Annotated in this window: 22 protein-coding genes; 11 read left to right on the forward strand and 11 right to left on the reverse strand. The window is 62.0% G+C overall.

The annotated features are described in order from the left end of the window. Both hutH and OQZ28_RS04680 read left to right on the forward strand, forming a co-directional pair. Complete coding sequence (hutH, locus tag OQZ28_RS04675; RefSeq protein ID WP_130732599.1) at positions 1-1,548, forward strand: histidine ammonia-lyase; 1,548 nt, start codon at positions 1-3, stop codon at positions 1,546-1,548. Beyond that, a complete protein-coding gene (locus OQZ28_RS04680; RefSeq protein ID WP_458135312.1) occupies positions 1,548-2,690 on the forward strand; it encodes an alpha-hydroxy acid oxidase in 1,143 nt (380 codons plus the stop codon). Before hutH ends, OQZ28_RS04680 begins: the two co-directional genes overlap by 1 nt. Positions 2,691-2,882: 192 nt before the next feature. Here the strand turns inward: OQZ28_RS04680 and OQZ28_RS04685 are convergent, their stop codons facing one another. Genes OQZ28_RS04685 through hisC form a run of 4 tightly spaced genes read right to left on the reverse strand, consistent with a single transcriptional unit; the run spans position 2,883 to position 6,985 of the window. Further along, complete coding sequence (locus OQZ28_RS04685) at positions 2,883-3,839, reverse strand: isopenicillin N synthase family dioxygenase (protein ID WP_130732601.1); 957 nt, start codon at positions 3,837-3,839, stop codon at positions 2,883-2,885. Next, a complete protein-coding gene (locus tag OQZ28_RS04690; protein ID WP_458135313.1) occupies positions 3,836-4,426 on the reverse strand; it encodes a HutD/Ves family protein in 591 nt (196 codons plus the stop codon). The genes OQZ28_RS04685 and OQZ28_RS04690 overlap by 4 nt, the downstream gene beginning before the upstream one ends. Next, positions 4,420-5,820 carry an FAD-binding oxidoreductase gene (locus OQZ28_RS04695; RefSeq protein WP_458135314.1) on the reverse strand — a complete coding sequence of 467 codons (1,401 nt, stop codon included), beginning with the start codon at positions 5,818-5,820 and terminating at the stop codon, positions 4,420-4,422. The genes OQZ28_RS04690 and OQZ28_RS04695 overlap by 7 nt, the downstream gene beginning before the upstream one ends. A gap of 1 nt (position 5,821) precedes the next feature. Beyond that, entirely contained in the window at positions 5,822-6,985 is a 1,164-nt protein-coding gene (gene hisC / locus OQZ28_RS04700; protein ID WP_458135315.1) for a histidinol-phosphate transaminase, read from the reverse strand. A gap of 234 nt (positions 6,986-7,219) precedes the next feature. Here hisC and OQZ28_RS04705 point away from each other — a divergent pair, with 234 nt between their 5' ends. The 8 genes from OQZ28_RS04705 to OQZ28_RS04740 all read left to right on the forward strand — a co-directional run bounded on the left by OQZ28_RS04705 (position 7,220) and on the right by OQZ28_RS04740 (position 17,033). After that, positions 7,220-8,035: a phytanoyl-CoA dioxygenase family protein gene (locus OQZ28_RS04705; RefSeq protein WP_130732605.1), complete on the forward strand. Its 816-nt coding sequence runs from the start codon at positions 7,220-7,222 to the stop codon at positions 8,033-8,035. Further along, positions 8,032-8,898, forward strand: a complete 867-nt coding sequence (locus OQZ28_RS04710; RefSeq protein WP_207303500.1) for a substrate-binding periplasmic protein — start codon at positions 8,032-8,034, stop codon at positions 8,896-8,898. The genes OQZ28_RS04705 and OQZ28_RS04710 overlap by 4 nt, the downstream gene beginning before the upstream one ends. A 9-nt stretch (positions 8,899-8,907) precedes the next feature. Further along, positions 8,908-9,618: an amino acid ABC transporter permease gene (locus tag OQZ28_RS04715; protein ID WP_130732606.1), complete on the forward strand. Its 711-nt coding sequence runs from the start codon at positions 8,908-8,910 to the stop codon at positions 9,616-9,618. Continuing rightward, on the forward strand, positions 9,615-10,394 hold the full coding sequence (locus OQZ28_RS04720; protein WP_130732607.1) for an amino acid ABC transporter ATP-binding protein: 780 nt from the start codon (positions 9,615-9,617) through the stop codon (positions 10,392-10,394). The genes OQZ28_RS04715 and OQZ28_RS04720 overlap by 4 nt, the downstream gene beginning before the upstream one ends. A gap of 30 nt (positions 10,395-10,424) precedes the next feature. Further along, the gene (locus OQZ28_RS04725) at positions 10,425-11,843 is read left to right on the forward strand and encodes a purine-cytosine permease family protein (RefSeq protein WP_458135316.1); all 1,419 of its coding nucleotides are present in this window, start codon (positions 10,425-10,427) and stop codon (positions 11,841-11,843) included. A gap of 227 nt (positions 11,844-12,070) precedes the next feature. Then, positions 12,071-14,440, forward strand: coding sequence for a TonB-dependent receptor (locus OQZ28_RS04730; RefSeq protein ID WP_242621932.1), 2,370 nt, complete (start codon positions 12,071-12,073; stop codon positions 14,438-14,440). Positions 14,441-14,527: 87 nt separating this feature from the next. Continuing rightward, on the forward strand, positions 14,528-15,688 hold the full coding sequence (gene argE / locus OQZ28_RS04735) for an acetylornithine deacetylase (protein WP_458135317.1): 1,161 nt from the start codon (positions 14,528-14,530) through the stop codon (positions 15,686-15,688). 235 nt (positions 15,689-15,923) lie between these two features. Then, a complete protein-coding gene (locus tag OQZ28_RS04740) occupies positions 15,924-17,033 on the forward strand; it encodes an S-(hydroxymethyl)glutathione dehydrogenase/class III alcohol dehydrogenase (RefSeq protein WP_458135318.1) in 1,110 nt (369 codons plus the stop codon). A gap of 290 nt (positions 17,034-17,323) precedes the next feature. Here the strand turns inward: OQZ28_RS04740 and OQZ28_RS04745 are convergent, their stop codons facing one another. The 7 genes from OQZ28_RS04745 to pxpB form a co-directional block, all read right to left on the reverse strand. Next, complete coding sequence (locus tag OQZ28_RS04745; protein WP_458135319.1) at positions 17,324-17,536, reverse strand: hypothetical protein; 213 nt, start codon at positions 17,534-17,536, stop codon at positions 17,324-17,326. 59 nt (positions 17,537-17,595) lie between these two features. Continuing rightward, complete coding sequence (locus tag OQZ28_RS04750) at positions 17,596-18,798, reverse strand: pyridoxal phosphate-dependent aminotransferase (protein WP_458135320.1); 1,203 nt, start codon at positions 18,796-18,798, stop codon at positions 17,596-17,598. A gap of 140 nt (positions 18,799-18,938) precedes the next feature. Further along, positions 18,939-20,177: an MFS transporter gene (locus OQZ28_RS04755; RefSeq protein WP_458135426.1), complete on the reverse strand. Its 1,239-nt coding sequence runs from the start codon at positions 20,175-20,177 to the stop codon at positions 18,939-18,941. Positions 20,178-20,259: 82 nt separating this feature from the next. Next, positions 20,260-21,192 (reverse strand): DMT family transporter, encoded by a 933-nt coding sequence (locus OQZ28_RS04760; RefSeq protein ID WP_130732631.1) that lies wholly within the window; start codon positions 21,190-21,192, stop codon positions 20,260-20,262. A 175-nt stretch (positions 21,193-21,367) separates the two neighbouring features. Further along, positions 21,368-22,129: a LamB/YcsF family protein gene (locus OQZ28_RS04765; RefSeq protein WP_130732630.1), complete on the reverse strand. Its 762-nt coding sequence runs from the start codon at positions 22,127-22,129 to the stop codon at positions 21,368-21,370. Beyond that, positions 22,126-23,136, reverse strand: coding sequence for a 5-oxoprolinase subunit C family protein (locus tag OQZ28_RS04770; RefSeq protein ID WP_458135321.1), 1,011 nt, complete (start codon positions 23,134-23,136; stop codon positions 22,126-22,128). The genes OQZ28_RS04765 and OQZ28_RS04770 overlap by 4 nt, the downstream gene beginning before the upstream one ends. Further along, complete coding sequence (pxpB, locus tag OQZ28_RS04775) at positions 23,133-23,765, reverse strand: 5-oxoprolinase subunit PxpB (protein ID WP_458135427.1); 633 nt, start codon at positions 23,763-23,765, stop codon at positions 23,133-23,135. Before pxpB ends, OQZ28_RS04770 begins: the two co-directional genes overlap by 4 nt. A 378-nt stretch (positions 23,766-24,143) precedes the next feature. Here pxpB and OQZ28_RS04780 point away from each other — a divergent pair, with 378 nt between their 5' ends. Beyond that, positions 24,144-24,899 (forward strand): SDR family oxidoreductase, encoded by a 756-nt coding sequence (locus tag OQZ28_RS04780; protein WP_130732628.1) that lies wholly within the window; start codon positions 24,144-24,146, stop codon positions 24,897-24,899. Positions 24,900-24,903: the final 4 nt, after the last annotated feature.

Here is a 24,903-nt window from a genome sequence, read left to right on the forward strand (position 1 = left end):
ATGTCAGAAAATCTCGTTCTTCATCCCGGTCAGCTTGATCTGGCTACCCTGCGTCGCTTCGTGTTCGAGGGGATGGATGTTACCCTGAGCCCCGAGGCGCAGGCCACCCTGGCGGCGGCCGCGCGTTCGGTCGAGCGGATCGTGGCCGGTGGCGCGGCGGTCTATGGTGTCAACACCGGTTTTGGCAAGCTGGCCAAGACCCGCATCCCCGATGACCGGCTGCGCGATCTTCAGCGCAACTTGGTTCTCAGCCATGCGGCCGGCATCGGCAAGCCGCTGCCCGAGCGTGTGGTGCGCCTGATCATGCTGCTCAAGGCCAATGGCCTCGGGCGCGGTTTTTCGGGTGTGCGGCCCGAGGTCGTGCAGCTCCTGCTCGACATGCTGGCCAAGGGGCTCATTCCGGTCATTCCCGAAAAGGGATCGGTTGGCGCATCGGGCGATCTGGCCCCGCTGGCGCACATGACCGCCGTCCTGATCGGCGAGGGCGAAGCCTTTTACAAGGGTGAGCGCCTGCCGGGTGCTGCGGCGCTGAAGGCTGCGGGCCTCGCGCCGGTGGTCCTTGGCCCTAAGGAAGGGCTTGCGCTGCTCAACGGCACGCAGGTTTCCACCTCGCTGGCCATCATTGCCCTGTTCGATGCCGAGCGCCTGTTCCAGGCGGCCCTTGTGACCGGCTCGCTCACGCTTGATGCCGCGCGTGGTACGGATGCGCCGTTTGATCCGCGCCTGCACACGCTGCGCGGCCAGCAGGGGCAGATCGAATGCGCCGCGGTGTATCGCAAGCTGATGGAAGGTTCGGCCATCCGTTCCTCCCATGAGGTTGATGACGAGCGCGTGCAGGATCCGTACTGCCTGCGCTGCCAGCCGCAGGTCATGGGGGCGGCGCTCGACAGCCTGCGCCATGCCGCCCGCGTGCTGCTGATCGAGGCCAATGCGGTTTCCGACAATCCCATCCACTTCCCCGATACGGATGAGATGATCTCGGGCGGCAACTTCCATGCCGAACCGGTTGCCATCGCGGCTGATCTCATGGCGATCGCGGTCTCGGAAATTGGCGCCATCGCCGAGCGCCGCCTGGCACTGCTGGTGGACCCGGGCATGAGCGGGCTGCCGCCCTTCCTGGTCAATGACAGTGGCGTGAATTCGGGCTTCATGATCGCGCAGGTCACGGCGGCGGCGCTGGCGTCGGAAAACAAGACGCTGGCCCATCCCGCCAGCGTGGACAGCCTGCCGACTTCCGCCAACCAGGAAGATCACGTGTCCATGGCGACCTTTGCAGCCCGCCGCGTCACTGATATCAATGACAACGTGCGTACCATCCTTGGCATTGAATATCTGGCGGCCGTGCAGGGGCTTGACTTCCTTGCGCCGCTGACCTCCTCGCAGCCGCTGGCGCAGGCCGCAGCGGCCCTGCGTGAGCATGTGTCCTTCTTCGCGCAGGACCGGCTGTTCACCCCTGACATGGAAAAGGCCAATGCGCTGATCGCCGCAGGCGCGCTGAACACCGCGGTGGCAGGCGCCCTGTCCCTGCCCACGGTCGAGGCTGCCTGATGGTGGATGACGGCGCGTTCATTGCCGCTGCGCGAAAGGCGCGCCGTCGTCTCCCCCGGCTCTTTGCCGATTATATCGATGGCGGTGCCCATGGTGAACGCACCATGGCCCGCAACCGCAACAGTTTTGCCCGGTGGGGCGTCGTACCCCGCGCTTTGTGCGATGTGGCAGCCATTGACCTGACCACGCGCTGCTTTGGCCGGACATGGCAGATGCCGGTCTTTCTGGCTCCGGTCGGGTTTGCGGGCATGTTCCACCACCATGGTGAGCGCGGTGGGGCCCATGCAGCGCGCAGTCGCGGGGTTGGAATGGGCGTTTCCACCTTTTCCATCGCGCCCATGGAAGACGTGGCCGCGACGGGCGCTGATGTCATGGCGCAGATTTACGTGCTGCGCGACCGTGCCCTGACACGCGACATGCTGGCCCGCGCAAAAGCATGTGGCATTACCGGCATTATCCTGACCGTTGATACCGCCATCACCCCCGTGCGTGAGCGCGATGTGCGCAACGGCTTCCGTCATCTTTCGCGCCCGAGCGTATTGCAGATGGCGGGCCTGCTGAACCATCCGGCCTGGGTTGCGGGCCTGTTGCGTGGCGGCATGCCCGTCGTGGGCAATGTTGATGCCTATACAACCGCCCGCAATGTCATGGGGCAGGCGCGTGATGTTGCAGCCCAGATCGACCCCACGCTGGACTGGGATGACCTGGCATGGCTGCGCGAAAACTGGGATGGCACTTTGGTGGTAAAGGGCGTGATGTGCCCCGAAGATGCCCTGCGCGCGGCGGATGCCGGGGCGGATGGCATTGTGGTGTCCAACCATGGTGGCCGCCAGATGGACCCGGCCCCCGCAACCCTTGATGTGCTGCCCGGCATCGCCGCGGCGGTAGGCGGGCGGCTGGATATCATGCTTGACAGCGGCATCCGTCGCGGTGGGGATGTGGTCACGGCGCTGGCGCTGGGCGCGCATGCGGTTTCCATTGGCCGCCCCTGGGTATGGGGGCTTGCCGCACGGGGCGCGCCAGGTGTAGCGGCCGCCCTTGACATACTGGCGCAGGAAACGCGCGATGTCATGGCCCTTGCAGGGCTGCGTGACATCGAGGCCGTGCGTGCAGCGGGCCAGAAGGCGCTGTGGCGGTTCTGACTGGCCGCGCATCGGCAGGCTGCCTGACCTGCTGGCCGTAAAAACATTCTAAAATTGTACAAAGGTTTCCGCGGGCATCGCCTTCATGAAAAGGCGATAACCCGGACCTTTGGTCATTTTCCAAAAAACACCACAAAAACCGACCCGCATGCCTGATGGCAGCCCCGCCGGGTCATGGCGGGGCTGTGCGGGTCAGGCTTTGGTGGCGCGGGGTTTCTGGGAATCGCGGATGCGGCCCATGATGTAATCACCAGCGGAAACCGGCTCGAAAAGCGGCTGCGTGCCGGTGGGCAGGTTCAGGTCGCGCGGGTCGACAATGGCGTCGTAATCCGGGTCATAGAAGGTCGCGATGGACAGGCGCTCCTTGCCGGAGCGGTTCGTGACCCGGTGCATGTTGGAATTGTAACGCTGGTTGGACCAACGGCACAGCAGGTCGCCAATATTGATGACCAGCGTGCCGGGAATGGGCGGGGCCGGAATCCAGTTGCCATCCGCGCCCATGACATCAAGCCCGCCGGTCTGGTCCTGCCACAGCAGGGTGATGCAGCCATAATCGGTATGGGGTGCGACGCCAAACTGGTCTTTCTCGCGTTCCGCCGGGTGCGGGGGGTACCAGATGGCCTGCGTGCGTTGCAGCGGGCGATCATATTTTCCCACAAAAAAATCCGGCGCAATGCCAAGCGAGTGGGCAACGGCGCGCAGCAGTACCTGCCCGCAGGCGCCAATGGCGTTGAAGTAGTCCATCATGGCCGCGCGAAAGGCGGGGCGGCTGGCAGGCCACTGGTTGGGGCCGCGCAGGGGCTGGCCGGCAAGCACGGCGGGATCATCGGCTGGCAGTTCCAGCCCGATCTGGAAGAACTCCTTGTAGTCAGGCTGTTCCGCGCCGTACATGGTCGTGCGGTTCAGGGCGTTGAAGCCGCGCACCGCCTCCTTGGGTTTGCAGGCCAGTTTTTCTTCCATGGGGGCATGGAAGAAATCCAGCGCCTCCGCCCGCAGGCGGTCGATGATCGCATCAGGCACGCCGTGATTGCGAATGTAGCAGAACCCCGACGTGGTGAAGGCATGGCTGATCAGGGCACCGGTTGTTGCGTAGTCACCTTGCCGCGCGGGACCGAGATCAATGATGGGAAGACCGGCAGGCTCACTCATGGCATGACTTTCTCAGTTTGGGATGTTGAAATGATGGCAGCCAGCAGGCAGGCGGGCAGGGCGGGGGCAATGGGCGCGACGTGGGTCGCGCGCGTGGTGGTCCCCCATGCAATCATGCCTGTCGGCAGCGTGCGGTCGCAGCCTTCAATCCGCCACTCACCCTGAAGGGGCAGGAGGGCGACCGCATGGGCATGTTCGAGGCGGAAGGGCGCCTGAAGGCGTTCCAGCCGCGCGGGCACCGCAGGCGCTGCCATGAGATTGAAGGCCTGTACGGCCTGCCCATGGCATGACGCGCTGACCGCAAGGGTGCCGTCAAAACGGATGATGTCGCCCGGGTGGTCCAGTGTCGTCCCGCCCGGTGCGATCCCGGTCAGGGTCAGCCTGCCGGGGGAGGCAAGGGCCAACTGGCGCACAAGGCCGGGAAACAGTGAAAAAGGGCCATCGCCCACGATGCTCGCCACGCTCACGCGCCATGAATGCGCCGTGCCCGGCGCAGGGGCATCATGCGCCATGATTTCACGCGTGGTGCCCCGCCCGTTGCGCCATGGCCGGGGTGCGAAGGCATCCAGCGCCGCGATGCTCAGCATGGCGGGGCAGGGGGGGGAAGCAGCTTGCCCGGGTTGAGGATATTGTTCGGGTCAAGCGCGTGCTTGATCGTGCGCATGACATCAAGCGCCACCGCATCATGCTCGGCCGGCATGAACCCGATCTTGGCCAGGCCCACGCCGTGCTCGCCACTGGCCGACCCGCCCAGAGAGAGCGCACGGGCAATGATCTTGTGGTCGAGCGCGCGGGCTTTTTCCACTTCCGCCTCGCCTGGCGGCACAAGCATGACGGTGTGGAAATTGCCATCGCCGATATGGCCCACGATAGGGGCGGTAATGCCGGATTCCTCAATATCGCGCTTGGCGCCCAGGATCATGTCGGTCAGGGCGGAAATGGGCACGATCGCATCGGTCGAGATGCCGGTATATCCTGGCCGGTAGGCAAGGCAGGCCCAGAATACGGCATGGCGCGTCTTCCACAACGCCGCGCGTTCCTGCGCCTGGGTGCTCCATGTAAAGGCCGAGCCGTTATTGTCTTCTGCAATGGCCTCGACTGTCGCGATCTGTTCGCGCACGGCTTCCGGCCCGCCTTCAAATTCGAAGAACATGGTGGGGATGGGGCGGTAGCCTTCCAGCTTGGCGTAGCGGATGCAGGCATCCATCTGCACGTCATCAAGCAGTTCCATGCGCCCGATCGGCACGCTCATCTGCATGACCTGCACGGCGGTTTCCACGCAGTCGGCCAGTGTCTCGAACTGGCAGACGGCGGCAGCCATGGTCTCGGGTATGCCATGCAGGCGCAGCTGCACCTCCGTAATGATGCCCAGCGTTCCTTCCGAGCCGATCATGAGGTGCGTCAGGTCATAACCCATGGCGGATTTGCGCACCCGGCGGCCCACGCGCATGATGCGCCCATCCGCCAGCACCACGGTCAGGCCAAGCACGTTTTCACGGATCGTGCCATAACGCACGGCCCCCGTGCCCGACGCGCGCGTGGCGCACATGCCGCCAATGGTTGCCTCCCCACCCGGATCAACGGGGAAGAACAGCCCTTCATCACGCAGCAGCAGGTTGAGATCCTGCCGCGTGATGCCCGCCTGCACGCGGCAGTCCATGTCGCCTGTATTGAGTTCAAGCAGGCGGGTCATGCGTGACAGGTCTATGGATATGCCGCCCTCGATGGCGTTGACCTGCCCCTCGAGCGACGTGCCTGCCCCGAAGGGTATGACAGGCGCGCGGTGGGCGTTGCACACGCGCAGCGCGTGGGCCACGTCCTGCGTGGTCTCGGCAAAGATGACAGCCTGGGGCGCATGCTGGGCGTGATAGCCCTCGCCATGGCCATGGTGTTCGCAGACTGACTGGCTGCGCGACAGGCGCTCGCCAAAATGGGGCAGCAGTTCGGCAATCGCCTGTTCAATCCTGTCCGCTGTCGTCATTTCACGCATTCTCCACGGTGCTGGCGGATGGGGCCGGGTGCAGGACCGCCTGCAGGGCTGCAAGGAAGCGGGCGTTCTCTTCAGGCAGGCCCACGCTGACACGCAGCCAGTGCGTATAGCCCGCCTCCTTCCATGGTTTGACGATCACGCCGTGATGCAGCAGGGCTTCGGCGATGTCGCCTGACGGGCACCCTGTCCTGAAGAACAGGAAATTGCCGTAGGAGGGTGCAACCGTCAGCCCCATCCCTTCCATCTCGCCGCGGAGTTTTTCACGGGCCTCGACCGTGCGGCCCGTGCTGTGGTCCATGTGCTCCAGCCCTTCAAGCGCGCCAAGGGCGGCAAGCTGTGCTGCGATGTTGGTGTTGAATGGATCACGGATGCGGCCCAGCGAATCGATGATCGCCGGGTTCGACCCGATGGCGTAGCCGATCCGCAGCCCCGCAAGACCGTATGCCTTGGAGAAGGTGCGCAGCACCAGCCACGGCCGCGCCTGCTCGCGCAGGATGGTGCGGGCATCGGGGTAGGCGGGGTCGTAGCGGGCATATTCGTAATAGGCTTCATCGACCACGATCAGGCAGTCGGGCGGGCAGGCGGCGAACAGCGCGCGCATGTCATCCGCCTTCATCATGCAGCCCACGGGGTTGGACGGGTTGGCGAAGATCAGCACCTTGAGCGGGGTGGAGACTGCCTTCATCAGCGCGGGCAGGTCGAATGTACACGCCGGTGTCATGGGTACCGCGTCAACCTGGCCGCCCATGGCCTCGGCCGTGATGATGTGCAGGCCAAAGGAGGGCACCACGGTCACGACGCGGTCACCGGGGCTGATATAGGTTTCCGCAATCATGCGGATGATCTGCTCGGACCCGTTGCCAAGCAGGATGCATGACGCGGGTTCGTGCAGCCTTGCCGCGAGCGCGGCCTTCAGCTTCTGGTCGGCCTCAGGGTAGAGTGCCACCTGTTTTGCAAGCCCCTGCAGGGCCGTGGCCACGGCGGGGGCGGGGCCGTAAGGGTTTTCGTTGCTGCCCAGCTTGGTAATGGTTTCTGCACCGTAACGTCTCCGGACGGCTTCCGTGCTCAGGCCCGCATTATAGGGTGCAAGCTGCGCGACTTCCGGCCGACATGCAGGACCATTGACCTTTGCTGTGGAAGCGGGCTTGGCGGACATGACCAGATCTCCTGTTCGTTCATGTATATACAATCATATAAGATTTCGTTGGTCGAGCGAAATTTAATTGGTTGTGTGGCTGGCCCAGTCCTGGATAAGTTTTTGATGAACCAGTCTTATTTCGCTAATTTTTTAGGATTGGCCCCCTTTTTTTATTGCGCATCAGTATTGACGCTTCTTGTACAGACAACATAACATCGTTGCATTGTCGCTCATATCGGGAACGGCCAGAAAATGAACCAGGCAGTATCAATACTTCCCCCGACCGGACAGGCGGCGGATTTTCACGAGAATGGTGCGGTCGTGCTGCGTGGCGTATTCGCCCCGTGGGTCGAGACATTGCGCGCGGGCGTCGCGCGCCTGATGGCGGACCCCAGCCCCCTTGAACGTTCCTACCAGCCTGCTGGCTCAGCCCCCTTTTTTCAGGATCTATGCAACTGGCAGCGTATCCCTGAATTCCGCGATTTTGTCGAGCATTCTCCCCTCGGCCAGGTTGCGTGCGAACTGCTGGGCGCGCATGAGGTGCGTTTTTTCCATGACCATGTTCTGGTCAAGGAGCCGGGCACGTCCCTTGTCACCCCGTGGCATCAGGACCGCCCCTATTACTGCGCCCGTGGCCCGCAGACCGTGAGTTTCTGGATCCCCCTCGACCCGGTGCCCGCTGCCAGCGCGCTGGAATGCGTGGCCGGCTCCCACCGATGGGGGTACGACCACAGGCCCATGCGCTTTGATGGCACGCCCCTTTATGCGGTTGATGACAGCCCGCCCATGCCCGATATCGATTCGGCGCGCGGGGATTATCCCATCCTGAGCTGGGACATGGCGCCGGGTGATGCCGTGGCGTTCGACTTTGGCACCGTTCATGGCGCCGCCGCGACCACGGGGGCGGTCAACCGGCGGCGCGTTTTCTCGGCGCGGCTGGTGGGGGATGATGCGGTCTTCGCCTCACGCGGGGGAAAGGGCTCGCCCCCCTTCGCGCATCTTGCCCTGAAGGATGGCGAGCCGCTGGCAGGGCCTGATTTTCCCGTCCTTTACACGGCGCCGGCGTGAGGGCGCCCCTCCTGCTTGTGTTGGGCCTCCTGGCGGCTGGCGTGCCGGCAGGGGCCAGGGCGGGGTGTCTGGATGATATCCGCAAGGCAGGGGTCATGCGGGTGGGCAACGGGCTGCTTGGCGCGCACCCCTCCCTGTGGCAGGATCATGATGGGGTCTATCATGGCATTGACGCCGACCTCCTGGCCGAACTGACACGGCGCATGGGGCTGCCCCGCTCGGAGTTTGTCATTACGGAATGGTCAACCATCGTGCCGGGCCTCAAGGCCAGGCGGTGGGATATCGTGCTGTCCGATGTCCATATCACGCAGGAGCGTGAAGTGATGGGGCATGTGCGCTTTTCCATGCCGTATTTCATGCTGTACGACTACGTGATCGTACCGCAGGATTCGCCCATACATTCCCTTGCCGACCTGAAGGGCAAGACAATCGGCTCCGTGCTGGGCACCAACGATTCCGCCACGGCCCACCGCCTGGTGGAGCAGGGGATGGGGGCCGCCGTCGCGGATTACGACACGTTTGGCGACCCCTTCCTGGCCCTGCACAACCGGCAGGTCGATGCAGTCGTGGTCGATCAGGGCACGCTGCACGCGCAGCAGGCGCATTTTGCGGGCCTGCGCACGGTGGGCGGGCCGATTTTCTATACAGCCAAGCCCAAATGGGCCAGCGCGCAGGCCGCAGCCCCCTACAGGCTGGGGAGCGAGGGGATCGTGGTGCGGCCAGCCTGCACCGACCTGCTCGCCGTGATCAACCACGCCCTGGAGGACATGCATGAAGATGGTACGATCCGCACGATCCTGAAGCGTTATGGCGTGTGGGAACCGCAGCAGGACCATCTCCTCAAAACATCCGGACAGGACTGAGCGGGCGGCATGTACAATTTTTTCTTTTACGCGGTGCCGGAGCATTTTCCCTTCCTGCTCCAGGGCGCGCTGGTTACGGTTGAACTCTCGCTGATCTCGATGCTGCTGGGCACGCTGCTGGGTTTTTTCCTGGCGGTGGGCCGGCTGTCGGCCCGGCGCGCGCTACGCTGGCCGCTTGATGCGTTTGTCGAGGTCGTGCGTGATACACCGCTGATCGTGCAGCTGCTGCTGATCTATTTTTCCCTGCCCGAGGCCGGAATCGTGCTGAGTGCATTCTGGGCGGGCATCGCAGGGCTTACGCTCAACCTCGCCGCCTACCTGTCCGAGGTGTTCCGCGCGGCGATCGTGGCGGTTGACAAAGGCCAGCGTGAGGCCGCCATCTCGCTTGGCATGTCGCCCGTGGCCGTTTATTGCCGGGTCATCATTCCGCAGGCGGCGCTGGCCTCCCTGCCAACGCTGGGGGGGTATTTCATCGCGCTGCTCAAGGACTGCTCGCTCGTTTCGTTCATCTCGGTCAATGAACTGCTGCGTCATGCCACGATTGTCATCTCCGACACGTTTGACAGCATGGACACATACATCATGGTGGCGATCATCTATTTCATGATGAGCTTTATCAGCGCGCGCATCATCCGCTACGTTGAAGTGTGGCTGACCCCATCGAACCGTAGGGCCACCCTCAGCGTGCCACTGACCATGGACAAGGAGGGCGCGCGATGACCGGGCCGAAGCCTCCCGTCCTGACCGTGCGCCAGTTGCGCAAGACCTTTCAGGGCAATGCCGTGCTCAGGGGCGTGGACCTGTCGCTGCATGAAGGCGAGATCGCCTGCCTGATCGGCCCGAGCGGCACGGGCAAATCCACCATCCTGCGCTGCCTCAATTTTCTGGAGCAGCCCGATGGCGGGGAGATCACGTTCTTCGGGCAGTATCTGTGCGCGGAAGATGGCAACAGCAACATCTTCCGCATCGCCCCGCCGCGCGTCTTGCAGGCGGCACGGGCACGCATGCCCATGGTGTTCCAGCACTTCAACCTGTTTTCACACCGTACGGTCATGGAAAACGTGGTGGAGGGGCAGGTAGTCGTGCTGCGGCGTGGCCGGGCCGAGGCCCGCGACCGGGCGCGTGACTGCCTGGCGCGGGTGGGCATGCTCGAGCGTGCGGATTTCTATCCTGACCAGCTTTCGGGCGGGCAGAAGCAGCGGGTCGCCATTGCGCGCGCGCTGGCCATGTCGCCTGCGCTGATCCTGTTTGATGAACCGACCAGCGCACTCGACCCGCAACTCGTGCAGGAGGTGCAGGGCGTGATCCGCGACCTGTCGGCGGAGGGGATGACCATGCTGATCGTGACGCATGAGATGCGTTTCGTGCGCTCGATCGCCCATACGGTCCACTTCTGCGAAGGCGGCCGCATAGCCGAGAGCGGGGCGGCGGCCGACATATTCGGCCCCAACGCGCCGCCGCGCATCCAGACCTTCATGGAGGTCGCCCATGGCTGACCAGAACCGTTTTTCCTATAGGGCTGATTCATGATGACCACGCAAGGCACAACGACCGAACAGCATACCGAACTGCCCGAAGATTTCCTGCCCCGGCAAAGCGTCGAATTCCAGACGATCTATCCGGTTGCGGCATCGGAGCGGCACGGTCGTGCGCGCGACCTGCTGGCCCTGTGGTTTGGCGCCAACATGACCATGCTGACCGTAACGACGGGCGGCGTCATGCGCGGGACATTCCACCTGACCCCTCTCACCGCCGTTATTGCGGCCATCGTGGGCAACCTGATAGGCGGGCTGTTCATGGCGCTGCATGCGGCGCAGGGGCCGCACCTGGGCATACCGCAGATGGTGCAGTCGCGCGCGCAGTTCGGCATGATTGGCGCCGCCCCCATGACGGCGCTGATCGTCATCATGTTCCTGGGGTTCTCCGCCTCCAACCTCGTGCTGGGGGCGCAGGGGCTGGCCACGATGAACGGGCATATGGGCGGCACGGCGGGCATGCTGATCGTGGCGTTCCTCTCGCTGGTGCCGGCAGTGCTTGGCTACAGGGCCATCCATGGCGCCACCCGGATCGCCTCGGTGCTGTGCGGCGCGGCCGTGCTGACATGCCTTGTGGTGGCGCTGTATCACATACCGCTCACCGGCGCGTGGTGGGTCAGTGACGGGCATGACACGGTGCCGGGTTTCCTGGGGGCGATGTCGCTTGCGGCCCTGTGGCAGATTGCCTATGCGCCCTATGTTTCGGACTATTCACGCTACCTGCCGAGCAGCCGGGCAGGGGAGCGGCAGGCCTTCCATGCCACGTACTGGGGCTGCGTGCTGGGGTCGTTCGTCGCCATGCTGATCGGCGTTGTAACGGGCGCCAATGTTGCCGCCGTGCTGGGCACTGAACTCGGCTGGCTGGCCGCGCCGGTTCTGGGCGTGCTGTCACTGGGCATCATCATTGCCAATGCCATGAACCTTTATTGCGGGGCGCTTTCCTCCATTACCGTGTTCCAGACCCTGGCCCCCCACCGGCATTTCGGGCGCGGGTGGCGCGTGGCGATCTCGATCACGCTGCTGATGGTGGCGACCATGCTGGCGGTCATCATGTCCGATCAGTTCGACAAGGCCTATGCAGGCTTCCTCGAGCTCCTCATGGCGATCATGGTGCCATGGTCGGCCATCAATCTGGTTGACTATTATCTGTTGCGCCATGGCAACTATGACCTGCCATCTTTCTTTGCAGCAGATGGGGGCGTATATGGCCGCTTCAACCTCAGGGCGATGCTGTCCTACCTGTTCGGGCTGGTAGTACAGGTGCCGTTTCTGGCTAACGAACTGTATATGGGACCGTTTGCCCATGCCTTCGGGGGGGCGGACCTGTCATGGGTATTCGGGCTTGCCCTGACAGGGCTGGTATATGCCGTGGCCATGCGGAACACAGGGCAGGGGAAAACGACGGAGTGATTACATTTTCGATACGAATCTTATTGACTGTACTCGTATAGACAACCTAGCCTGTTTTCAGGACAGACAATGGCCTCCGGGCTGAACATCTTTCACCATTTCATGCTAACGGGGCGTGGCTATTGCCTGCGGTTATGCGTCGTAAGTAGGGGTCAATAATGATACGGAATTTTTCGTTATCAAAATTATGTCTCTTTTCCACCACGCTCGTCACAATCGGAACCGGCGTGGCTTCGGCGCAGGCGGTACCGCAGGCTGCCGAGAAGGAAGGCGACCGGGCGCACCATGCCGCCGGCCGCACCGCCGCGCATGCGACAGCGCCCGCCGCCGGCAAGGAGGCGGTCTATGTCAGCTCCACGTCGGAAACATTTAACGTCAAGTCCAAGCATGTCTCGCACGGCGCGCTGGTCACCGTCGGCCAGAAGCTGCTGTCACAGGCACCGGCGGGCACCAACCCGCTCAAGACGCTTGGGCAGCTGCCCGGTGTCATGTTCCAGTCCGCCGATGCGCAGGGCGTGGATATCTGGTCCGAGCAGATCTTCATGCACGGCTTCCAGCAGCAGGAGATCGGCTTTACGCTCGATGGCATGCCGCTGGGCGAGCAGTCGCTGCGAAACTATAACGGCTTCAACGCGCTGCTTGCCATTTCATCTGAAAATGTCGGGCGTATCGATGTCTCCCAGTCCGCAGGTGCGGAAGATATCGCCGCTACCAACAACCTTGGCGGCTCGATGGCCTATGTCTCGCGCGATCCGTCGCACAAGATGGGTGGCATGGTCAGCCAGGGCTTTGGCAGCTTTGCCAATTATCATACGTTCGTGCGCCTGGAGAGTGGTGACCTGAACCGCACCGGCACGCGTTTCTATGCATCCTACAGCCGCCAGGATGGCCAGATCTGGAAGGGAACGGGCGAGCAGTTCGTCCAGCAGGTCAATGCCAAGCTGGTGCAGCCGCTGGGTGAGGAAAGCTCCCTGTCCGCCTATTTCGACTGGGCCGACATGCACCAGTTCTCCACGCCCGATGCCTCGCCTGAAGTCATCCGCAAGGCGGGTTACAACGTAACCAACTATTATAACGGCCAGCAGAGCGGCCTGCAGGCTGCGATCAATGCGGCCAATGGCATTTTCCCCTCATCCTTCTCCGGCCTGGCCGACCCTGAGGATTCCGCTTATTATGACGCGGTTCTCAACAGCGAGGACTATTTTGGCGGCGTAAAGGCGCATATCAAGCTCTCGCGTGACGTGACATGGGACACCACGGCCTATGGCCATGGCGAGACGACCCAGTCCACATGGACCACGCCCTATTACCCCTCGCCCAACGGCTCGCCGCTGTCCGAGCTGCGCAAGTCACCGGGCATCCGTCGTTTCGGCATCATTTCACAGGTGCATTACGATACCGCCAAGAACCAGCTGGCCGGTGGTGTATGGTATGAAAACAATAGCTACCAGTCGCCTGAATACGATTTCCAGATGCCCAACATCGTCAACGGCCAGCTGACGCAGTCCCTGCCCAACCCGCTCAATTACTGGAAGAACCCGTTCGCCGAGATCTATAACCAGGATTACAACACCAACACCTTTACGGCCTTCGTGCAGGATACCTACCGCCCGATCAGGCACCTTGCCCTGCATTTTGGCTTCAAGTCCGTTCTCAGCACCACGCGCGTTGGCAATGGTTACGCCAACCAGGATTATTATGCCGCGGGCACGCAGCTTGCCAGTGGCGTGGGCCTGACCACCGCCAAGCCGTTCCTGCCGCATATCAGCGCGGACTGGCATTTCATGAAGCATCATGAACTGTATTTCGATATTTCGGAAAACGTACATACCTATGCACAATGCGGCTATAATCTCTGCGCCTCACCGTTTGCGGTAACGCAGGCTGCGTTCAATGCCGAGCGCAATTCCATCCGCCCTGAAACGGACTGGACCTATGCGCTGGGTTATCGCTATTCCAGCCAGTATGCCGGGCTGTCACTATATGGTTACCGCACGAACTTCAACAATCGCCTGCAGCAGATCACCTCGGGATCATCAATCAATCCGTTGTCTACCGTAGCAAACGTGGGTGGTGTCACCATGGATGGCGTGGATGCCGCCCTGACCCTCATGCCGATCCACGGCCTGGCGTTCACCAACAGCTTCAGCTACAACCATGCCACCTATGACAGCAACCTTGTGGATGGCGGCGTCAGCTATCACACCAAGGGCGTGCAGGTCATCAATTACCCGCGCTTCATGTACAAGACCCGCCTGTCCTATGACTACAAGGGGCTGACGGCCTATGTTGACGCGACCTTCACCAGCCACCGCAACTACAGCTATACGGGTGATGTAAAGGTGCCGTCCTACTGGCTGGCCAATTTGGGCGTGCAGTACAACCTCAGCAAGATCGGTTCGGTGCATCGCAAGCTCGCTCCGGCCAAGGACCTTATCCTTTCCTTCAGCGTAACCAACCTGTCGAACTCGCACTACATTTCCACCATGGGTGAAAACGGCAACCCGCTGAGCCTGTCCCAGGGAGCGGATGCCTACCAGTCCTTCCTGGTGGGTGCACCGCGGATGTTCTTTGGTTCGCTTAGCGCGAGCTTCTGATATCGCGCAGGATCAGTAACAGCAGTCGGTATATGCCCGCGTGGCATATGCCGGCTTTTTTATTGTCTCGGGAGCCCGTGCCTTTTCATGACCGCCCTGCCAAGCCAGAACGCCCTTGACTGGATCGCGCGCCTGATCGCGCATGAGAGTATTTCCTCCTGCTCCAACATGGCGCTTGTGACAGAAGTCGCCGCCCATTTTCGTGCACTGGGCATGGAGGTGTTGCTGACGCGCAATGAAGTGGGAACAAAGGCCAACCTGTTTGCAACCCTGCCGGGGCGCGAGGGCAGCCTGCATAACGGGCTTGTGCTGTCCGGCCATACGGATGTCGTGCCCGTGGCGGGGCAGGACTGGACATCGGACCCGTTCGTGGCCACGATCCGTGACGGGAAGCTGTATGGCCGCGGTGCCTGCGACATGAAGGGCTTTCTGGGCACCGCCATCGCCCTTGCAGCGGAATTCGCGCAAAAATCCCTGCAATATCCACTTCATTATGCCCTGTCGTTTGATGAGGAACTGGGCTGCATTGGCGCGCCGCTCATGATCCGTGATATCGTGGCGCGTGGCTACCGCCCGCGTGTCTGCCTTGTGGGGGAACCCACGGACATGGCCCCGGTTACCGCACACAAGGCATCGCGGGTGTTTGAATGCCGCGTGCATGGTCGGGCGTGCCATTCCTCATCTCCGGCCGATGGGGTGAACGCCATTAACTATGCCGCCAAAATCATAAACTTTCTTGATGGCATGGCGACAACCTTCCGTTATGAAAAAATGCAGGACCCGGATTTTGATCCGCCATACACTACATTTTCGGTCGGCACGATTGAAGGGGGCCTGTCCACCAATACGGTGCCGGACCTGTGTGATTTCAGCTTCCAGTTCCGTTGCCTGCCACACGAGGATGGTGAGGCCATAGAACAGGAGATCCGCGGCTATATCGATCATGACATCATTCCCGCCATGCGGCGTGACGACCCTGATGCGGGCGTGACCCTGTTCCGGCGCGCCAACGTGCCTGCCCTGGCCGGGCTGCAATGCACGGCGATTGATGACATAAAGGACAGGCTGGGAAACCGGCAATGTCGCTGCGTGTCATACGGAACGGAGGCCGGGCTGTTCCAGCAGGTTGGCATGGACGCCGTGGTGTGTGGTCCCGGTTCGATCGTGCAGGCGCATAAAGCAGACGAATTTATTTCGTTGCAGCAACTGGCGGAGTGTGAGAATTTTCTGCGCCGTCTGGTGATCTAGTTTTTCCATATGAATGGAAATACTGTATACTTTCAACATGATGCGCCCGGCCCCATCATCTGCAGGCCGGGTTGCCGCCAGAAGTTACACCGTATGGGAAATATTGGTGGCCTGAAAAGATGACCGGGCACAGGATGGGCCGATCATCATTTTATACCTGTCCCGATATGTCCCGCTTTATGTTTCCTGCCCGTTTTCCATGGCAGGATGACCTGTTTCAATAAGGAGAGAATGCGTGAAATCGCGTGCCGCTGTTGCGTTTGAAGCCAGGAAACCCCTTGAAATTGTCGAGATCGACGTTGAGCCGCCGCGTGCGGGCGAAGTACTGATCAAGATCACCCATACGGGTGTATGCCATACCGATGCCTTTACCCTGTCCGGTGATGACCCGGAGGGGCTTTTCCCCGCAGTGCTGGGGCATGAGGGTGCCGGCATTGTCATGGAAGTAGGCGAAGGTGTGACCAGTGTAAAGCCGGGTGACCATGTCATTCCGCTTTATACGGCGGAATGTGGCACGTGCCTGTTCTGTAAATCCGGCAAGACAAACCTGTGTGTCTCGGTCCGGGCAACGCAGGGCAAGGGGCTCATGCCCGATGGCACGACGCGTTTTTCCTATAAGGGAAAGCCGCTGTATCATTACATGGGTTGTTCTACATTTAGTGAATATACGGTTGTGGCCGAAGTATCCGTGGCCAAGATCAACCCGCAGGCCAATCCCGGCCATGTATGCCTTATGGGGTGTGGCGTCACCACCGGTATTGGTGCCGTGCATAATACAGCCAAGGTACAGCCTGGTGATTCTGTGGCTGTATTTGGTCTTGGCGGTATTGGCCTTGCTGTCATCCAGGGCGCGCGGCAGGCCAGGGCCGGGCGGATTTTTGCCATTGACACCAATCCAGACAAGTTCGAGCTGGCAAAGGCGTTTGGCGCGACGGATTTCCTTAACCCGAACGACTACAGCAAGCCGATCCAGCAGGTTATCGTGGAAATGACGGACTGGGGCGTGGATCATACCTTTGAATGTATTGGCAATGTCAATGTCATGCGGGCAGCACTTGAATCCGCCCATCGTGGATGGGGGCAGTCCATTGTCATCGGTGTGGCCGGTGCCGGGCAGGAAATTTCCACCCGTCCGTTCCAGCTTGTTACGGGACGGTCCTGGAAAGGGTCCGCATTTGGTGGCGTAAAAGGACGCAGCCAGTTGCCGGGCATGGTGGAAGACGCAATGCGGGGCGATATCCAGCTTGAGCCTTTCGTGACACACACCATGCCGCTTGAAGATATCAATGAGGCGTTTCGCCTGATGCATGACGGCAAGTCCATCCGCTCTGTCATCCATTACTGAGCGGGCCTGTTCCCCTGATTTTCAGTCCACCAGACTGGGGCAGGGGGCAGTATCTGCAATGCATGAATTGTGCATGGTTATAAGATACAGGTATAACCATGCGCTTTTCAGGTTCATCAGGGGTTGTTTAAGTACAGATGTAAGCCTGATCCGATTGCGGTGCCTGTAGCGCCTCTTGCCCTGCTGTCATGCAGGAGTGGTTTGTTTCTCTTCTAGCGTATTGGGCAAAACCAGTCAGCATCGGGGCGCATTACGCCAGTGCGGGCTCTGGCACCGGAGCCGTTCTGTTCTCAGGCTTCTGAATAAGGGTTTGACAACCGCAGTCTCATGGCAATGTCGCGGCCATGCCGTTCATCGATATACGGCGAAAGTTTCAGCATGCCAGCATGCGGGCCACGATACCCTGTATTCCCTGACAGCAGGGAAATGCCGGTGTGCCAATGGTACGCGAAGATATGCGCACCCATGGCGCAAGGCTGGCTGTTGAAAGTCTTCAGCGGCATGGGGTACCGTATCGGTTTTCTTATGCCCCATGCCGGTTTTATCTGGTCTGGGCCAAGCTTTACTTCAGCCCGTCCACAAAGGCTGCGATGCGGCGGCAGCCTTCGCGCAGGGTGTCCGTGTCGGTGGCGTAGGAAATGCGGAAGAATGGGCTCATGCCATAGGCAGCGCCCTGCACGGAGGCAACCTGCTGCTCTTCGAGCAGGGCCATGACGAAATCAGCATCGGTTGCGATCAGGCGACCGCCTGCCGAAGTCTTGCCCATGCAGCCCCTGATGTCAGGATAGACATAGAATGCCCCCTGCGGCGTATGGCACTGCACGCCAGGAATGGCGTTGAGCAGGGAAACCACCAGGTCGCGCCGGGCCTGGTATTCAGCCGCCCGGTCCTTGAGGAAGTCCTGCGGGCCATTCAGCGCCGCGACCGCGGCTGCCTGCGCCAGCGTGTTGATGCCGCTCGTCGACTGGCCCTGCATGTTGTTCATGGCGGCGATGAGCGCGCGCGGACCACCGCAATAGCCCACGCGCCAGCCGGTCATGGCATAGGCCTTGGACACGCCATTGACGGTCAGCACCCGGTCCTTCAGGCGTGGCTCGACCTCGGCAATCGTGCAGAAGGTGAAGCCGTCATAGATCAGGTGCTCATAGATGTCATCGGTCATGATCCAGACCTGCGGATGCTTCATCAGCACGGCGGCAATGGCTTCCATGTCCGCGCGCGGGCAGCATGCGCCGGTGGGGTTGCCGGGGAAGTTGAGCACCAGCCACTTGGTCTTGGGCGTAATGGCTGCCTCAAGGGCCGCGGCCGAGAGGCGGAACCCGCCTTCGGCAGGGCAGGGCACGGAGACGATGGAGGCCCCGGCAAGGCGGGCGATATCGGCATAGCTGATCCAGCTCGGGGTGGGCAGGACCACCTCGTCACCGGGGTTGATGGTTGCCATCATGGCATCATAGATGATCTGCTTGGCGCCGTTGGCCACCAGAATTTCGTTCAGGGCGTAATCAAGGTTATTTTCACGCTGGAACTTGGCCTGGACCGCTTTTTTCAGCGCGGGCTTGCCGTCCTGCGGAGGATATTTGGTATCGCCCGCGCGGGCTGCGGCAATGGCTGCATCCACCACATGCTCAGGCGTGGGGAAGTCCGGCTCGCCCGATGACAGGCTGATGATCTTCATCCCTTCGGCCTTCAGTGCCGATGCCTTGTCGGTCATCGCGGCCGAGGCCGAAATCCCAATTCCATTCAGTCGATCAGCAAACCCGGGCATCAGACACGTTCTCCAATTTCACTCAATGCAACAGCATGTTGGATGTTCATAGCGATCGTAGATCGTTTCGCTACAGGTTAGATAGCGGTGAAAACCGTCTGGCCCCATACAACAATCCTATGAAGGCCAGCGTGTTTCCCTTACCCGTCCATCCGGATCGGGTTGCGCACCATGGCAAGTGACAGCCCGCCTGCAACGAGCAGGGCGGCGGCGCATATATACCACGCCATGTCAAAACTGCCGGTCCAGGACACGATATACCCGGTCAGGATAGGCGAGAGCAGCCCCAGCGAATTGCTGCATGTCAGGGTCACCCCCGTTACGGCGCCCATTTTGCCGCCGTCTTCCACCATATCGGTCAGCAGCGCGGTATTGGCGCCATTGGCCGCCATCAGGCACGCCAGCGCGCCAGAAAGCACGAGCAGGATGGGCATCATGGTATGGAAATGCGGTAGCAGCCCGATCGTGGCGGCGCCCAGCAGGCAGGTTGCGACAACAAAACGCCGGTTGGGCGGATGAATGCCCCTGCGAAAGACCAGATGCTCCAGAATGCGCCCGATAACCACCGCGCCAATGGCCGCGGCCAGATAACACAGGGCCGTGCTGTTGCCCGTGCCGGTCGTGTTGATGTGCAGCTCATGGATCAGGTACAGCGGCATCCATGACATGACCAGAAAGTTCAGGTAGTTCTGGGTGCACTGCACCGCCAGTATTCCCAGGAAGGAGGAGGAACGGAACAGGTTCCTGATCTCGCGGGCCGAAATGGGCCTGCGCGGGGCGGCGTCGGGCTTTTCCTTCGGGTTGCGGTACACCAGCCACCACACCAGCGCCCAGGCGATGCCTATGCCGCCCAGCGCCATGAACTCGCACCGCCACCCGAAGAACGTGATCAGGTAGGCCCCCGCAATCGTGCCGCCTGCCAGCCCGAGCTGCATGCCGGTGAGCAGCATGGTCATGACCGAGCCGCGCTCGCGCTGCTGCGCCCAGTTGCGCACCACCGTGGCCCCCACGCCAAAGGTCGGCGCCTCACCCACGCCAAGCAGCACGCGGGTCATCAGGAACTGGGTAATGTTCTGCGCCATGCCACCAAGCAGCATGGCAAATGACCATACGCCCACGGCAAGGCTGCCAATAGCGCGCGCGCCAACCATGTCGAGCACGATGGTCGAGGGCAGGTTGAGCAGGAAATACGACCACAGGAAACTTGACGAGACCCAGCCCATCTGCACCGGTGTCAGCGAAAACTCCTTGCCCATCGTGGGCAGGGCGATGGAGAGCGCCGCGCGGTCGCCATAGCTGATGGCGTACATCAGGAAGACAAGAAAGAAGAACACGTAGCGGGCAGGAATTGCGCGCCTGCTTCGTGCGTCGGTGGTCATTTCACCTGTTGTCACGCTGTAGGACTCCTGGTGTGCCATGAATTACGAGAGGGAAGGGGGCGGGGCCCAGGGTGTGCCGCGATCAGGGCGGGGTGCCGGTGGCGGCATCCATCGTGCCTTCCGCCACCGCTTTCTGTTTGGCCGGGCGGTCATTGCGCAGCATCCACACGCCGGAGCCAATGATCAGCAGCCCGCCAATGCCCATGGCGATGCCGGGCATCTCGCCAAACCCGAACCACCCGATCAGCGCGGCCCACAGCAGGCCGGAATAGGCAAACGGGCCAATGGCGGAGACCTGCGCCGAGGCGAAGGCCTCGGTCTGGAGCACCTGCGCAATGCCGGCGAATGCCCCCACGGCAACAAGGCAGCCCGCTTCGGTCAGGCCGGGTGTGGTCCAGATGAAGGGCAGCGGCAGCGCGGTCATGATGGTCATGAGAATGGCCTGCCACAGGGCGATGGTGGTGCTGGATTCCGTGGCCGAAAGCTGGCGGATCTGCATGGTGGTCAGGGCGCCCACGGCCCCCTGCGCCAGGGCTACGAAATAGGCCCAGCTCGGCACGGCAGCGCCTGTCGCGCCGTGGCCATGCAGCAGCCCCTTGCCAAGAGCCACCACGATCACGCCCGAAAACCCGATCGAGACCGCAACCCAGCGCTGGAGCGAGGGCCGCTCATGCAGCAGCGGGATCGAGAGCAGGACCAGGAACAGCGGCTGCGTGTAGGACAGCACCTGCTGCTCGGCCAGTGGCAGGCGCGTCACGGTGATCACGACCATGATCATGCTGATCAGCCCCACGACCGAGCGCAGGACATGGCCGCCAAAGTGATGTGTTTTCAGGACAATGCCGGAGCGCGAGGCAATCAGCAGCACGAAGGGCAGCGAAAACAGGTTGCGGAAGAAAATGATCTCGAGCGCGGGAAGCGTGGAGCCGGTCAGTTTCTGCAGGGCATTGAGGGCAGCGGTAAAAAATGTTGCCGATGCCAGAAGAAGGGCGCCACGTTTCAGGTCATGCTTCATTTTATCCGTACCTCAATGCACGACATGGACAGCGGCGCGCTTCATCAATCAATGCTGCCGGATGCCCCCACGCGCGTCATGTTACGGCACCGTAACGCAGGGGGCTGGGGCCGGGTCATAGGCGTTCGTTGCGGTGCAATAGGAAATTCTTATGGATGGAGGGAGGCTCCGGTTCCTAAAGCTGGCAGGCGGGCGTCAGCACGCCGCCGCTCGCCTCGATTTCCGCGCGGATGGCGCGGGCGAGTTCCAGTGATCCGGGCGTATCGCTGTGCACCAGAATGGACTGCGCCCTGACCGGCAGGCGCGCGCCGTCAATGGTCGTGACCGATCCGTCCTGCAGGAACTGCCGCACGCGCGCGCGCACGCCCGCCAGGTCATGGATGACCGCGCCTGGCTGCCCGCGCGGCACCAGCGTGCCTGCGGTAGTATAGGCACGATCGGCCAGGAACAGGGTCTGCGCCCGCAGGCCGGCCTTCTCGGCGGCGCGTTCGGTCGCCTGGCCAGGCATGCAGAACACGCTCAGGTTCCGGTCAAGGGCCGCGATGGCACGGGTCAGGCGCAGGGCCAGACCTTCATCCGCATTGGCCATGTTGCCAAAGGCGGCATGATAGCTGACATGGGTGACCCGGTGGCCGTGGCGGGCGGCAATGCCCTGCAGCGCGCCGATCTGGTAGCACATCATGGATTCCATATCCGCGTCCGATACGGCCATGGCGCGGCGGCCAAAGCCCATCAGGTCGGGCAGGCCGGGATGGGCGCCGATGCCCACGCCCTTTTCCTTCGCCAGCCGCACGGTGCGGTCCATGATGGCGTAGTCACCGGCATGGAAGCCGCAGGCGATATTGGCTGACGAGACGGTGTCCATCAGCCCGTCATCATCAGCGATGCTCCAGCGGCCAAAACCTTCGCCCATGTCGGAATTGAGGTCGATCTTCATGCCTTGGCTCCAGGTTTCATGCCAGCACGGCAGCGGGCGGATGAGCGGTAATGGGCAACCATCAGGCGCAGGTCGTCAAGATAGGCGTTGACCGGCTGCATGGCGGCGACGCCTTCGGCAAAGCTGCATTCATGCAGGCGGATGCGCATGCCGATGCGTGCCTGCGCCAGCCGCCACAGATCGGCCTCGATCACGGTGGCGATGCGCGGGTAGCCGCCCACGGTATTGGCGTCAGCCAACTGCACGATAGGCTCGCCCGCGGGCGGAACCTGCACGATACCGGCAATCACGCCATAGGAACGCAGTTCAACCCGGTGGCGCAGTTCAAGCGGGGCGCCCGAGAGGCGGTAGCCCACGCGGTTGCTCTGCGGCGTGATGCGCCATGCGGTCTCCCATAGTCGCTTCTGGCCTTCAGGCGTGAACAGGGCGTAATCGGTTGCGGGCATCGCGCGCAGGTTGATGACCTTCGCATCCTTGTCGCCCGCCATGGTATCGAGCACCGCGGCGGGGGGCAGGGCGCCATAGCCTGCCACATCCAGCGCAGTGCCCGAGGTCCTGAGCGTATCGCCCGCCTCCAGCGGGCGGCCGTCGAGCCCGCCAAAGCTGCCACGCAGCTGCGTGCTGCGCGAGCCCAGCACGACTGGCACCTCAATGCCGCCTGCAACGCAGATATAGCCGCGCGCGCCCGCCTTGGGCGGCCCGATACGCAGCACCTGCCCCGCCGCCGCCGTCTCGACCATCCAGGGCAGGACCGTGCGGCCATCGAGTTCGATCAGGGCGTCAATGCCTGTCACGGCAAAGGTGGCGGGTGCGTCAAAGCGCAGCACGAAGGGATAGGTCTGCAGTTCGATGCAGGCATCATCCATCTGGTTGCCCAGCAGGATATTGCCGACCTGAAGGGCGAGCGTGTCCATCGCGCCCGAGGTGCCCACGCCCAGGTTGCGGTAGCCTGGGCGGCCGAGATCCTGCACCGTGTTCAGGGCGGATGTTTCAAGGATCGTAATCACAGCTCTATGCTTTCGGGGTAAAAGCGGATGCGATCGCCAACGGCAAACAGGGCAGGGGGCTGCTTGGCGGGATCGAACACGCGCAGGTCGGTAAACCCGATGGAGTTCCACCCGTTCGGCCCCGTCAGCGCGGAAATGCCCGCCTGCATGCCGCCGATGATGACGGTCCCGGCCTGCATGTTCAGCGATGGCACGGTCTTGCGCGGCGTTGCGATGCGTGGGTCAAGGCCATGCAGGTAGCCAAAGCCCGGCGCGCTGCCAATGGCGCAGACCGTGTATTCACTCCCGTGATGGATGGAAATGACTTCCTGCGCCGACAGGCCTGAATGGGCGCAGACCGCTTCCAGGTCCTCGCCCAGCGCGCCGCCATAGCGTACGCCGATCTCGAACAGCTGCCCGTCGATATGCCGCTCGGGCAGGGTGTTCCAGGCATGGCGCAGCCACTCCGCCACCGCCTGCGGGCGCTCGGGGGGCGCGGAAAAGATCAGCATGAGGTTGGTCACGCCGGGAATGAGCTCAAGCACGTCGGGCCGCGCCTGTGCTGCATCCATCAACGCCCAGACCCGGCGCTGGTGGGCCATGGTGAAATCACCCGGTGCCTCGAACAGCATGGCGCGCGTGCCGATCATGCTTATGGCAGGCGCCGCAGCCGTATCGCGCGCCACATCGTTCTTTATATCCGTGTTCAAAATACACAGTCCCTGGAACGGCGCCGGTTATTGAGCCTGAACCGTAACAATATAGGTTTCGTGGCATGAAGTGCCAGATGCAAGAGTATGACCGTTTACGTAACGATGGCCAGTGCAATTGTGGTTGTGAGGCTATTGAATAATCTTATGGCTCAGCATGATAGCCGGGCCATCATATTATGTTATGGCGTGAGAACGAAGTGCTCTTGGCGCTTGTCGCCCATGGTGGTTAGCATGAAAATCAATAGCTGAGCATCCGGTATCCGCTGTGGGGCCGGGTGGTGTTAGTGTTTCTGTTCAGGATCGGGTTTTCTTACCATGAGCAACCAGCCGTATCGTACCGCCCTCGTCACTGGCGCATCTTCTGGCATTGGCGCGCAGATCGTGCGCCGCCTGGCGCAGGAAGGCATCGAGGTTCATGCCCTGGCGCGTGACGCGGCCCGGCTGGAGCAGCTGTCGAAGGAAACCGGCTGCGTCGTGCATGCCGTCAGCGTATCCGACCAGGCCGGGATCGAGGCGCTGGTCAAGGATCTCGAGATCGACATCCTGGTCAACAATGCCGGGCAGTCGCGCACGGGCAACATCACCAACACGACGCCCGAGGATATCGATGCGCTGGTGGACGTGAACCTGCGCGCCGTGCTGCAGCTGACCCGGCTGGTGGTGGCGGGCATGATCAAGCGTGATCGTGGCCATATCGTCAACATCACCTCCATTGCCGGGCATTATGCCTTTGCTGGCGGCAATACGGTCTATCATGCCACCAAGGCAGGCGTGCATTCGCTCTCGCAGCAGCTGCGCTGCGACCTGTTCGGCCACCGCATCCGCGTGACCGAAGTCTCGCCCGCGCGTTGCGAAACCGAGGTGTTCGGTCGCCTGATCGGCAACATGGAAGAAGCGAAGAAGCGTTTCTTTGATGAATATGAGTCCCTGCTGCCTGAGGATATCGCCAACTCCGTCGCCTTCGCCGTCATGTCGCCGCAGCGCATGAATGTCAGCTTCATGGAAGTGCTGCCGACCATGCAGGTCGTGGGCGGGCTGAACTTCGCCAAAAAGACAACCGGCGCGGCGTAAGACC

The organism is Komagataeibacter sp. NFXK3 (assembly GCF_054182245.1).

What these genes read in the sequence shown, in the direction of transcription:
- pxpB (WP_458135427.1), bottom strand. Translation starts at nt 23,765, where the DNA reads ATGATCGGCACGCGCGCCATGCTGTTCGAGGCACCGGGTGATTTCACC.
- OQZ28_RS04720 (WP_130732607.1), top strand. Translation starts at nt 9,615, where the DNA reads ATGACCGGGCCGAAGCCTCCCGTCCTGACCGTGCGCCAGTTGCGCAAG.
- OQZ28_RS04760 (WP_130732631.1), bottom strand. Translation starts at nt 21,192, where the DNA reads ATGAAGCATGACCTGAAACGTGGCGCCCTTCTTCTGGCATCGGCAACA.
- OQZ28_RS04725 (WP_458135316.1), top strand. Translation starts at nt 10,425, where the DNA reads ATGATGACCACGCAAGGCACAACGACCGAACAGCATACCGAACTGCCC.
- hisC (WP_458135315.1), bottom strand. Translation starts at nt 6,985, where the DNA reads ATGTCCGCCAAGCCCGCTTCCACAGCAAAGGTCAATGGTCCTGCATGT.
- OQZ28_RS04780 (WP_130732628.1), top strand. Translation starts at nt 24,144, where the DNA reads ATGAGCAACCAGCCGTATCGTACCGCCCTCGTCACTGGCGCATCTTCT.
- OQZ28_RS04705 (WP_130732605.1), top strand. Translation starts at nt 7,220, where the DNA reads ATGAACCAGGCAGTATCAATACTTCCCCCGACCGGACAGGCGGCGGAT.
- argE (WP_458135317.1), top strand. Translation starts at nt 14,528, where the DNA reads ATGACCGCCCTGCCAAGCCAGAACGCCCTTGACTGGATCGCGCGCCTG.
- OQZ28_RS04750 (WP_458135320.1), bottom strand. Translation starts at nt 18,798, where the DNA reads ATGCCCGGGTTTGCTGATCGACTGAATGGAATTGGGATTTCGGCCTCG.
- OQZ28_RS04685 (WP_130732601.1), bottom strand. Translation starts at nt 3,839, where the DNA reads ATGAGTGAGCCTGCCGGTCTTCCCATCATTGATCTCGGTCCCGCGCGG.
- OQZ28_RS04765 (WP_130732630.1), bottom strand. Translation starts at nt 22,129, where the DNA reads ATGAAGATCGACCTCAATTCCGACATGGGCGAAGGTTTTGGCCGCTGG.
- OQZ28_RS04715 (WP_130732606.1), top strand. Translation starts at nt 8,908, where the DNA reads ATGTACAATTTTTTCTTTTACGCGGTGCCGGAGCATTTTCCCTTCCTG.
- OQZ28_RS04690 (WP_458135313.1), bottom strand. Translation starts at nt 4,426, where the DNA reads ATGCTGAGCATCGCGGCGCTGGATGCCTTCGCACCCCGGCCATGGCGC.
- hutH (WP_130732599.1), top strand. Translation starts at nt 1, where the DNA reads ATGTCAGAAAATCTCGTTCTTCATCCCGGTCAGCTTGATCTGGCTACC.
- OQZ28_RS04745 (WP_458135319.1), bottom strand. Translation starts at nt 17,536, where the DNA reads ATGCCGCTGAAGACTTTCAACAGCCAGCCTTGCGCCATGGGTGCGCAT.
- OQZ28_RS04695 (WP_458135314.1), bottom strand. Translation starts at nt 5,820, where the DNA reads ATGACGACAGCGGACAGGATTGAACAGGCGATTGCCGAACTGCTGCCC.
- OQZ28_RS04755 (WP_458135426.1), bottom strand. Translation starts at nt 20,177, where the DNA reads ATGACCACCGACGCACGAAGCAGGCGCGCAATTCCTGCCCGCTACGTG.
- OQZ28_RS04680 (WP_458135312.1), top strand. Translation starts at nt 1,548, where the DNA reads ATGGTGGATGACGGCGCGTTCATTGCCGCTGCGCGAAAGGCGCGCCGT.